The following is an 11,700-nucleotide window of genomic DNA, read 5'->3' as shown; positions in this document are numbered from 1 at the left end:
CCTAACCCTCTTCCCGGAAAAACGCGGCGAGGGGACGTGCCAAAGCAACGTCGAGATGGAGGAAGCCGGTGCGGCATATCCCCATCGCCCCGCAAGCGGGGTCCGACGGACGGGTCGAGACACGTGGCTCGACCCCGGTCGGTGCCGGCAGGCGGATGAGGGGTTGACCTCGCCGCTCGCCCGCGTCGAAACAACCCGTCTCAGATCGCCTTGCTGCCCGGCTTGTTGCGTTCGAGCAGCGCCTTCACCGTCGCGTCGGTCACCTTGCCATCCGGCTCCTGGCCGATCGACTTCTGGAAGCTCTTGATCGCGGTCACGGTCTTTGCGCCCATTTCGCCATCCGGTGTTCCAGCGTCGAAGCCGTTATTGTTGAGGATCGCCTGGATGTTGCGGATCGCCTTTTTCATGTCGACGCTTGCCGTCTTCAGGCCCGTTCCCGCCCATTCGTCGGGAATGTCGATGGCATTGGTGCGGTGGTCGAGCGGCTCCGGCTTCCAGAGATCGGCCTTGGCGCGGGCGCGTTCGAGCTGATCGGGCTTCATGGCATTGGCCACTTCGTCGCGCTTCTGCGCCGCATCCTTGTCGCCGGCCTTGGCGGCGATCGCAAACCATTTGTAGGATTCTTCGAGATCCGCCGGAACGCCGTTGCCCCGGGCGCAGAGGATCGCCAGGTTGAACTGGCTGTCGGTAATGCCGAGGTTGGCGGCTTTGGTGAACCACGAGGCCGCCGTCGCATAATCCTGCTGGCCGAGCGCGCCGGAGGCGTAGAGTACGGCGAGATTGTGCATGGCGCTGGCATTGCCCTGGTTTGCCGCCTGTTCGTAGAAGCCCTTGGCCTTGGCGATGTCGCGTTCGACGCCGTTGCCCTTCTCGTACATGCTGCCGAGCCGGTACTCTGCCGGCGCAAAACCCTTGTCGGCCGAAAGCTGGTACCAGCTCGCCGCCTGCTTCTGATCGACGGTGATGCCGTTGCGGCCGTCGGAAAAGCGCGCGCCGATCTCGAACAGCGCCAGCGCATCGCCACCCTGCGCCGCATCGGCGAGTGATTTCGGCTGGATGGTGTCGGGAATGGTAATAGTGGCCTGCGGCGCGCTTGCCGCCGGCGTATTCGCAACGAAGCCCGATGTCTCCGGCACCGCACCCGATGGGGCGGCGGGGGCAAGCGTCGCAGCCCCTTCGCCGTCGAGCGGTGTCGCGTCGGTCAGATGATCGCCCGCAACCGGCGGGATTGCTTCGGCCGGTATCTGCTCGCCGGCGGGTGGCGTTGCCTCTGCTGTGGCGGCGGCGGTTTCTGCCGCATTGCTGTCCGGCTGGGCAGGCGTCCCTTCAGGCAAGGCCGGCGACGGGTTTTCCGCTGCGCCGGTCAGCGCCGAGACCTCGGCCGGAGGCTGCGGCGCGCGTTCGCCGCTCGTCAGCGTCCGAGCGAGCGGAAAGGCCATGATGGCGAGCAGCACGGCGCCGACCGCCAGCAGGATCGGCCGCCGGTAGCGCGAAAAGGCGCTGGTCTTGCCTGTCTTATCCGTCTTGTCGGAAGTCTTGCCGGCCTTGTCGGCACCCTTCTTCTCGGCCTTGACGGCCGCCGGCTTCGGATTGGCGTCCACTTCCATCGCGGCCGCCTGCGCGGCGCGGCGGGCAGCGGCGATGTAATCGGCGCGGTCGGTCTCAGCGGCAGGTTTGCCGCGGGCAGCACTCTGGCTGGCGCGGACACGCTCAAGGATCTTCTTGACGTCAGGCGTGCCCGAGCCCGGCTCAAGCAGCTCGTTTGCCGCATCCGTCGGCACCACGTCGGTTGGATCGATCGACGGCGCGGGGTCGATCATCGGGCGTTCGGTTGCGCGGGCTTCGGCTTTCTTGCCGGGCAGCAGCCGCTTGCCGAGACTGGCGAGCAGGCTGACCTTTGCCGGCGCCGCTGTCGCAGCCTCCGGCGTCCTGGTCGCAGCCTCGATGGCGATCGCGCTGGTTCCGCTCATGGCGGTGGCTTGTGCCGGAGCGGTAGGTTCGGCCGCGACCTCTGCGGCGTGGATGACAGCAGAGGCCTTCTGCGCCGGGGCGGCGGGCGGCGCCTTGTTCATCTCGGCCTCGGCCACCATTAAGGCGTAGGGATCGATATCGAAATCGACGTCGGCCACCGGCATCTGCGCGACAACTGGCCGTCCGCGCTCTTCCATGCCGTCGAGGCGGTCGGCGATATGCACCAGCGTCTCGTGCAGCGCCTTGAAGGTTTTATGCGTACGCTCCTCGCTGTCGCGGCTGATATCCTCGAGGTGGCGCAGATCCTCGGCCAGCGCCGTCAGTGCCGACATGTCGGCAGCGGGCACGCCACCCTGCGGGCCGCCATGGCGCGAATAGGCCTCGACGACGGCTTCCGCTGCCTGGCGTGCCGCCTCGATGATATATTCGTCGCTGGTTGCCATATAGTCTTCGATCGCGCCCATGCGCCGGTCGAGATCGGCGGGCATCACAGCGCTTTCACGCGGCGCGCTCATCAGGGCCGAAAGATTGGCGATCTGGTCTTCGAGGTTCTTCAGCGCGCGCGGATCGGTCGGCGCTGCCGCCGTGCTCTCTTCCAGCCGGGCGGCGATGTCGCTCAGCCGTCCTTCGAGACGCTGGAAGGCGCTGTCGTCGACTGCGGCAGCCGGCGCCGGCGGCTGATAGGCCATTTCGTCGATGCGCCGGGCGAGATAGTCGAGCCGCTGCGCCAGCACGTCGTTGACCGCGCCGTTCTCAAGCGCGTCGATCTTGCGGGAAATGTCGGAAAGCGGTCCGGTTAGGTCGGGTTGCGCCGTCTTGTGCGTGTGCTCCAGCAGATAGGACAGATGTTCCAGCCGCTCGTCGAGCCGCGACGTCGCTTCCGCCTTGGTCAGTTCCTCGACGCGGGATGTCAGCGCCTCCAGCCGCATCGCCAGCTCATCGGCCGGGTTTACGCGGTTGGCCGCATCATGGCTCATCAGGTCGATCTGATCGGCAAGCGCTGCAAGCCGGCCTTCCAGCCGCTGCATCAGCGCCGGATCGTTGGTGGCGGCCGCGCGCCCGCTGGCGGCGATCGCTCGGCTGATCTCGTCGAGCCGCGTGTCCATGGCGGCGAACTGTTCGGACATGACTCGGTCGTGCGGCTGGATCATATTGCCGAACTGCTCCATCGCCGTGGCGATGGCAATGAGCTTGTCCTCCAGCGCCCGGACCGCCGGGCTTTCGCCCATGCCGCCGATATGGCGCTTGATGTCGTCGAGCCGGTAGGCGAGCGACACCAGTTCTTCCTGCAGCCCCTCGGTATCGAGTGCGGCAAGCCGGTTCTCGAAGCCGTCCCAGCGGTTTTCCATGTGGCGCAGCGAATCCTCGCGCGCCAGCCCGTCCATCAGCGAGCGCAGCTCCTCGAAATCCTCGCGCAGGCCGGCAGCCTCCGGGCCGGCCGAGCGGCCGGTGAGCTGAGCAATGCTCTGGGCAAGGCGGCCCATATCGGCGCGCATGTCGTCGGCGAAACCGCCGTCGCCGGCATTGATCTTGATCTCGCGAAGTTCGCTCCGCAGCGCGTTCATCTCGCGGGTGACGCCCTCGGAAATGTCGCGCTTCAGGTCCTGGCGCAGGTTGACGAGCGCCTGGGCGATCTCCGTCATCGTATCGTCGCCGGCGCGGAAGGCGGGTGCTGCCTGCGGTGCGGGGCGCGGTACTGGTTCGCGCAATTGCGGGGCCGGCTCGCGTGTGAAGGGCCGCTCACGGCCGGCTTCAAGGGCGCGCTGGCGCTGGCGGATTTCGGCGAGTGGATCCGGCCGCTGCTCGAGCGGCGGCCTCGCGGGGCGCGGGGCGTTGGAGCCCGCATTGGGATCGCGCTCGGGCGTTGCCGTGCGCGGTCGCGGTTCGCGCCCGCTGCCCATCAGCCCCTCGATGCGTGCCTCCAGCCCTTCGATCGTGCGGTTCAGCGCATCGAGCGAGGTCCTGTCGGACTGTCGGGAAGGATTTGATCGCGATCCGTTCATCTTCTTGCTCGCTTCGACTGCTCGACCTCTCGTCAGAGCTCGATCCTTGGCTTATCCCTCTGCGGCCGCGGCAGTGCCGCACACCGGAGCGCACCCTTCATGAGAAGATAGTCAATTAGACTTTCCTCAAGCTGAACGATGTAGCGGCATCCCCAGGAAACGCGAGACTGACAAAAGGAATGCGGATTGCTACTGCTCAATCCGCACCTTTCACGAAACGTGGTAAACAAGCCGTTAATCTCGATGAGAATTTTTTAACGTTTGTGTTTGAAAGGCCAATTTTAACGGCAATTGCCGTTGAATTCGTCACATCGGGCGATCGCCTGGCTCAGGCCGGCCGGGGATATTGCAGCTCGATCTTCACGCCTTCGGGGCCGTAAACGAAGACTTGGCCGAGATCTGTGTCGGGAATATCGAAATATTCGTAGCGGTAGCCGGTCGCCTTGATGCGCTCCAGCGCCGGACCGAATTCGTAAAGGCTGAAGGCGACATGGTTGAAGATCCCCGGCGGAAAATCACTGCTGCGCGATTTCAGGCTGAGATGGATCACTGGCAGTCCGTCGAGATAGAGCCAGTGGCCGGGCGAGGCGAAGGGTGGGCGATAGCCTTCTTTGACGCCGAGCAAGGTTTCCAGGAAGCCGATCATGACAGGTGCATCACGGGTTTCGATCGTAACGTGGTCCAGGCGCGGCATCGGTGTCCTCCCAGCCAGCATTGAAGATGCGAAGCCTATCCTGTTCGCATCGGGCGCGAAAGTTGTTTGACTTCAGGCGTTAACCTCCGGCCGGAATTTCAGTGCGGCTCTCCCGCATCGATCGAATAGGCGCTGATGCGCGAGAGGTGGATGAAGGACAGGCCGGTCTCGTCCGCCCAGTCGTTGAAGGCCTTTTGGATCAGTGGCTGGTCCTTTTTCGCCGTGCCGGAGTCAGACAGCGGCACGCCGGCCGATCTGAGGCAGGCGAGCACATCCATCGTGGCAACGAAGCTGTCGCGGCCGATGCCGCGCAGGAAGTATTGCCCGGTCATGCCGCCGAGTCGGTTGCCGCGTTTGCTCAACAGCTCAAGAAGGCCGATCTGGTCTTCCCGCGGCCAGTCGGCGAAAAAGGCGCCGGCGCTGCCGTGTTCTCTCGACAACTCCCGGATGAAGGCGGCATTGGCGCGAACCGACATGATCTTCGCGCCGTTGCGGATGATCCGTTCGTCCGAGGTCAACTCATGCCAATAGTCGTCGGGTGCAATATTCAGCATTGAAGGATCGAAACCGGAAAACGCCGCTTCGAAGCCCGGCCACTTCGCATCGATCACCTTCTGGACGAAGCCGCTATAGAAGATGCGCCGGGTCATATCGGCGAGGATGCGGTCGTCGGGCGTGGCGCGCAGCCGGTCGTGATCCGGTCGGTGTTTCTCCAGCATTGCCTGAAGTGCGGCTGCTCCGCCTTTCCGCTGCTCCGCCCGCTGCCTTATCGCCTCGAAACTGATCATCCTGAAGTATTCCCGATCTGCGGTTTTAAAAGCCTTCCCGCTTATACGCCGTTCGACGATGGACAAGGAAGGGGAGATGACGTTTCGTCAGCCTTCAGCAGTTGCAGACTCGCGCTCGCAAATTTTTTCGCGAAAGATGGCACAGGTGCAGATTTTGACGTTTACGCAAACGTCAATATTTTGTAAGACAGTGCCCAAGGCCGGCGCGACCCGGCAATCGAATGGGAGGAATTTGAGAGATGCCAGTCTACAAGGCCCCGGTGAACGATACGCTCTTCGTCCTGAACGACGTGCTGGGCCTCGAACGCTATAACAATCTTCCCGGTTTTGCCGACGCGACGCCCGATATGATCGAAGCGATTCTCGGCGAGGCGGCCAAGGTGGCCGAGGAAGTTCTCTTCCCTGTAAATTATTCCGGCGATCAGCAAGGCTGCACGCGCCATGACGATGCCAGCGTCTCGACGCCGACGGGCTTCAAGGAGTCTTATAAGGCCTATCGCGAAGGCGGCTGGATCGGCCTTGCGGTGCCGGAGGAATTCGGCGGCCAGGGGCTTCCCTATACGCTGCATGCCGCCGTCGGCGAATATACCTCGGCCGCCAACATGTCGCTGATGATGTATCCCGGCCTGACGCAGGGCGCGATCGCCGCGATCCTCGTCCACGGCACGCAGGAGCAGAAAGATACCTACCTGCCGAAGATGGTGGGCGGCTCCTGGTCCGGCACCATGAACCTGACCGAGCCGCATTGCGGCACCGATCTCGGAATGCTGCGCACCAAGGCGGTGCCGCAAGCCGACGGCAGCTACAAGATATCCGGCCAGAAGATCTTCATCTCCGCCGGCGAACATGACCTGGCCGACAATATCGTCCACCTGGTGCTTGCCCGCATCGAGGGCGCGCCGGAGGGCACCAAGGGCATCTCACTGTTCATCGTGCCGAAATTCCTGGTCGGCAAGGACGGCGCCCTCGGCGACCGCAATGCGGTCTCCTGCGGCGCGATCGAACACAAGATGGGCATCCACGGCAACGCTACCTGCGTCATGAATTACGACGAGGCGACGGGTTTCCTGATCGGCGCTGAAAACCGCGGCCTCGCCGCCATGTTCGTGATGATGAACGAGGCCCGCCTGATGGTCGGCCTGCAGGGCATCGCCATTTCTGAGATCGCCTATCAGAACGCCGCCGCCTACGCCCGCGACCGCATCCAGGGCCGCTCGCTGTCCGGCGTCAAGGCGCCGGATAAAAAGGCCGATCCGATCATCGTCCATCCCGATATCCGCCGCACGCTGATGACCATCCGCGCCTTCAACGAGGCCGGCCGCGCCTTCCTGCTCTGGACCGCGCTGAAATCCGATATCGCCCACCGCGCCACCGATGAGACGGAGCGCCAGACGGCCGACGACATTCTCGGTCTCGTCACCCCCATCCTCAAGGGCGTGATGACCGACCGGGGCTTCGACCATGCTGTCATGGCCCAGCAGGTCTTCGGCGGCCATGGCTATATCGAAGAGCACGGCATGAGCCAGTATGTGCGCGATGCCCGCATCGCCATGATCTATGAAGGCGCCAACGGCATTCAGGCGCTCGATCTCGTCGGCCGCAAGCTCGCCTTGAACGGCGGCCGCGCCGCCATGGCCCTCTTCAAGGAGATCGGCGATTTCTGCGAGGAGAACCGCAGCGACGAAAAGCTCGCCTTCTATACCAAGCATCTGAAGAAGGGCTTGAACGACGTCCAGGCCGCGACCATGTGGTTCATGCAGAACGCCATGGCCAAGCCCGACAATGCCGGCGCCGGCTCGACCGATTACATGCACCTCTTCGGCCTCGTTGTGCTCGGCTATATGTGGGCGAAGATGGCCAAAGCCGCCGAGGATGGGCTGGCAACGAGCGGTGGAGACCGCGAGGATTACCTGAAGAACAAGCTGATCACGGCGAAATTCTTCATGGAGCGCATCATGCCGGAAACAGCGCTGCGCAAGGCCCGCATCGAGGCCGGCGCCGACACCATGATGGAACTGGCCGCCGAAGCGTTCTGAGCCACTTCTCCCTCCCCCTTGTGGGGAGGGCTGGGGAGGGGTCTTTTCTCCTCCTTCCAAGATTCGAGGCAAGAGAGATTGCCGCAGGGAGATGAGGAAATGACCGAGGTTTTCATTTACGATCACGTCCGCACGCCGCGTGGCCGCGGCAAGAAGGACGGCGCCCTGCATGAGGTGCCCTCCGTGCGCCTCGCGGCCAAGACGCTGGAGGCGATCCGCGACCGCAACGGGCTCGACACCAACACCGTCGACGACATCATCATGGGCTGCGTCGATCCGGTCATGGATGCCGGCGCCGTGATTCCCAAGGCAGCCGCCTTCGAAGCCGGCTACTCCACCAGGGCGCCCGGCATGCAGATCTCCCGCTTCTGCGCCTCGGGCCTCGACGCCGTCAATTTCGGCGCCGGCAAGATCGCCCAGGGGGCCGACGACATCGTCATCGCGGGCGGGGTGGAAAGCATGTCCCGCGTCGGCTTGGGCATGTCGGGCGGCGCCTGGTTCATGGACCCTTCGGTAAATTTCCCGGCCTATTTCATGCCGCAGGGCGTCTCGGCCGATCTCATCGCCACCAAATACGGCTTCAGCCGGACCGATGTCGACGCCTACGCCGTCGAGAGCCAGAAGCGCGCCGCCCATGCCTGGGAACAGGGCTGGTTCGACAAGTCGGTCGTCCCGGTCAAGGACCAGAATGGCCTGACGATCCTGGCAACCGACGAGCACATGCGCCCCGGCACCGACATGCAGGCGCTCGCCTCGCTCAATCCGTCCTTCCAGATGCCCGGCGAGATGGGCGGCTTCGAGGCCGTCGGCATCCAGGCCCATCCGGAGATCGAGCGCATCAACTATGTCCACCATGCCGGCAACTCCTCCGGCATCGTCGACGGCGCCGGCGCCGTCCTGCTCGGCTCCAAGGCCGGCGGTGAAAGCATGGGGCTCAAGCCGCGCGCCCGCATCAAGGCTTTCGCCAATATCGGCTCCGATCCAGCCCTGATGCTGACCGGGCCGGTCGACGTCACCGAGAAGCTGTTGAAACGGACCGGCATGAGCCTTACGGACATCGACCTCTTCGAACTGAACGAGGCCTTCGCTGCCGTGGTGCTGCGTTACATGCAAGCCTTCGACATCGACCACGACAGGATCAACGTCAATGGCGGCGCCATCGCCATGGGTCATCCGCTCGGCGCCACCGGCGCGATGATCCTCGGCACCGTGCTCGACGAACTCGAACGCCGCGACCTCAACACCGCGCTGGTGACGCTCTGCATCGGTGCCGGCATGGGCACGGCAACGGTTATCGAAAGGGTCTGACGATGGGTTTCAACACCGGCACGATCGAAACCGAATACACCGAGGTTACCGAGCATTGGTCACCCCGCGTCATCGCCGATCTCAACGGCCAGAGCGTCAAACTCGCCAAGGTCCAGGGGCAGCTCACCTGGCATTCCCACCGTGACGAGGATGAACTCTTTCTCATCTGGAAGGGCGCGCTTACCATCGAATATCGCGACCGTCCCCATGTGCACCTGAAGGCCGGCGATTTTCATGTCGTGCCTAGGGGTGTCGAGCACAATCCGGTGGCTGAGGAAGAGTGCTGGATCGTGCTTTTCGAGCCGTCGCAAACCAAGCACACTGGCGATGTCGTCACCGGAAAGACAAAGACCGTGGACGCGCAGCGCAGCCATTTGCCGGCCTGATCGGGAGGAATCCAATGACCTACACCAATTTCACGCTCGAAACCGACGCCGACGGCATCGCTCTCGTCACCTGGGACATGCCCGGCAAGTCGATGAATGTGTTCACCGCGGAGGTGATGGCCGAACTCGACGCTATTATCGACGCCACGACCGCTGACGCCGCCGTCAAGGGTGTCGTCATCACCTCGGGCAAATCCTCCTTCTCCGGCGGCGCCGATCTGTCGATGATCAAGTCGATGTTCAGCTCCTACCACGAGGAGAAGGCAAAGAGCCCGGAAAAGGCGGTGCAGACCCTCTTCGGTCTGGTCGGCCGCATGTCCGGCCTGTTCCGCAAGCTTGAAACCTCGGGCAAGCCCTGGGTGTCGGCGATCAACGGCACCTGCATGGGCGGCGCCTTTGAGCTGTCGCTCGCCTGCCACGGCCGGGTCGCCTCCAATGCCAAGAGCGTCAAGATCGCGCTGCCCGAGGTCAAGGTCGGCATCTTCCCCGGCGCCGGCGGCACCCAGCGTGTGCCGCGGCTGGCGAATGCCCAGGACGCGCTGCAGATGATGACGACGGGCCAGTCGCTGACCGGTTCCCGCGCCAAGGCGATGAACCTCGTGCATCAGGTGGTCGAGCCGGATCAACTCATCCCCGCTGCCAAGCAGATGATCAAGGACGGCCTGAAGCCGATCGCTCCGTGGGACGAGAAGGGTTTTAAGGCGCCGGGCGGCGGCATCTGGACGCCGGCCTCCGCACAGCTCTGGCCGGCGGCGCCGGCGATCTTGCGCCGGGAAACATCGGGCAATTATCCGGCAGCGCTCGCCATCCTGAAATGCGTCTATGAAGGCCTGCAGGTGCCGTTCGACACCGGCCTGAAGATCGAGCAGCGTTACTTCACCGAGGTGCTGCAGAGTCGCGAAGCCTTCTCGATGATCCGCTCGCTGTTCATCTCCATGCAGGAACTCGGCAAGGGCGCCCGCCGCCCGGCCGGTCAGCCGAAGACCGAACTGAAACATGTCGGCGTCGTCGGCGCCGGCTTCATGGGCGCCTCGATCGCCTATGTCACCGCCGCCGCCGGCCTTCCCGTGACGCTGATCGACCGCGACATGGAGGCTGCTGCCAAGGGCAAGGCCGTTTGCGAAGGCCTGGTCAAGGATTCCATCGGTAAGGGACGGTTTACGCAGGACGAGGCGGCAGCACTGCTCTCCCGCATCACGCCCTCGGCGGACTATGCCGCCCTTGCCAATGCCGATCTCGTCATCGAAGCGGTGTTCGAGGATCGCGAGGTGAAGAGATCGGTCATCGAGGCTGTTGAAGCCGTGCTGCCGGAAGGCGCGATCTTCGCCTCCAATACCTCGACCCTGCCGATCACGGGACTGGCGAAAAATTCCAAGCGCCCGGCCGATTTCATCGGCATCCACTTCTTCTCGCCTGTCGAAAAGATGATGCTGACCGAAGTCATCCTCGGCGCGGAGACCGGCGATCGGGCGCTTGCCGTCGCTCTCGATTATGTCGCGGCGATCAAGAAGACACCGATCGTCGTCAACGACACCCGCGGCTTCTTCGTCAATCGCTGCGTGCTGCGTTACATGTCGGAAAGCTACGACATGCTGATCGAGGGCGTGCCGCCGGCGATGATCGAGAATGCCGCCAAAATGGCCGGCATGCCAGTTGGGCCTTTGGCGCTGAACGACGAGGTCGCCATCGACCTGTCGCTGAAAATCCTCAAGGCGACGGTCGCCGACCTCGGTGACAAAGCCATCGACCCCAGGCATATGGAGCTGATCGCCCGCATGGTGGAAAAGGAGGGCCGTTTCGGCCGCAAGAATTCCAAGGGTTTTTACGACTATCCGCCGAAGCCGGCGAAGAAGTCTCTCTGGCCCGATCTCAAGAGCCTCTACCCGCAGAAGAAGGCGGATGAGGTCGACGTCAACGTCCTCAAACAACGATTCCTCGTTACCATCGCGCTCGAAGCCGCCCGCACCGTCGAGGAAGGCATCGTCACCGATCCGCGCGAAGCCGATGTCGGCTCAATCCTCGGCTTCGGTTTCGCGCCCTATACCGGCGGCGCCCTGAGCTATATCGACGGGATGGGCGTAAAGGCTTTCGTGGAGTTGGCTGAAAAGTTAGCAAGAACTTACGGAAGGCACTTCGAACCGACACCGTTGCTGAAGGATATGGCCGCTAGGGGCGAGACGTTTTATGGGCGGTTCGATCCCTATGCGAAGGTCGGGCAGGCGGCTTAGCCGTTTTCGCGGTCTTGGTTTAACGGGACCATCTTTGCCGCCGCCGTGCCGTGGGCACCCCCCTCTGCCCTGCCGGGCATCTCCCCCACAGGTGGGGAGATCGGCTGGAAGCACCGGCTTCCCCAAATAACTACCGTCTGGCGATCCGCACAGCGATAGAGGGGGACCGAGCGTTGACCTCTTGCCGATCTCCCTCCTTGTGGAGGAGATGCCCGGTAGGGCAGAGCGACTGTCTTGGAAGTCAAGCGTTTTGCCATGCTTTCTGGTCCCGGATGATTGCGTTGAG

At 63.6% G+C, this 11,700-nt stretch carries 7 protein-coding genes; 4 read left to right on the top strand and 3 right to left on the bottom strand.

All coding sequences use genetic code 11. From position 1 onward, the window contains the following. Positions 1–200 precede the first annotated feature (200 nt). From ATY29_RS19750 to ATY29_RS19740, 3 genes are all read right to left on the bottom strand, one after another. A complete protein-coding gene (locus tag ATY29_RS19750) occupies positions 201–3,974 on the bottom strand; it encodes a peptidoglycan-binding protein (protein ID WP_097537087.1) in 3,774 nt (1,257 codons plus the stop codon). 328 nt (positions 3,975–4,302) lie between these two features. Then, on the bottom strand, positions 4,303–4,668 hold the full coding sequence (locus tag ATY29_RS19745) for a VOC family protein (protein ID WP_003570505.1): 366 nt from the start codon (positions 4,666–4,668) through the stop codon (positions 4,303–4,305). Between the two features lie 98 nt (positions 4,669–4,766). Then, positions 4,767–5,456, bottom strand: a complete 690-nt coding sequence (locus tag ATY29_RS19740; protein WP_003570504.1) for a DNA-3-methyladenine glycosylase I — start codon at positions 5,454–5,456, stop codon at positions 4,767–4,769. A 239-nt stretch (positions 5,457–5,695) separates the two neighbouring features. On the opposite strand from ATY29_RS19740, the gene ATY29_RS19730 reads away from it, so the two are divergent. The 4 genes from ATY29_RS19730 (at position 5,696) to ATY29_RS19715 (ending at position 11,414) form a co-directional block, all read left to right on the top strand. Then, entirely contained in the window at positions 5,696–7,492 is a 1,797-nt protein-coding gene (locus ATY29_RS19730) for an acyl-CoA dehydrogenase C-terminal domain-containing protein (protein WP_003570502.1), read from the top strand. Between the two features lie 99 nt (positions 7,493–7,591). Next, entirely contained in the window at positions 7,592–8,800 is a 1,209-nt protein-coding gene (locus ATY29_RS19725; RefSeq protein ID WP_003570499.1) for an acetyl-CoA C-acetyltransferase, read from the top strand. Positions 8,801–8,802: 2 nt separating this feature from the next. Further along, entirely contained in the window at positions 8,803–9,186 is a 384-nt protein-coding gene (locus ATY29_RS19720; RefSeq protein ID WP_025415292.1) for a cupin domain-containing protein, read from the top strand. Positions 9,187–9,200: 14 nt separating this feature from the next. Continuing rightward, entirely contained in the window at positions 9,201–11,414 is a 2,214-nt protein-coding gene (locus ATY29_RS19715) for a 3-hydroxyacyl-CoA dehydrogenase NAD-binding domain-containing protein (RefSeq protein WP_003570496.1), read from the top strand. The last annotated feature ends 286 nt before the right edge of the window (positions 11,415–11,700 follow it).

The organism is Rhizobium hidalgonense (genome assembly GCF_002914525.1).
Classification (GTDB): Bacteria; Pseudomonadota; Alphaproteobacteria; order Rhizobiales; family Rhizobiaceae; genus Rhizobium; species Rhizobium hidalgonense.
The sequence above is the reverse complement of the archived record's forward strand: the minus strand, read 5'-3'. Positions and strand labels throughout refer to the sequence as shown.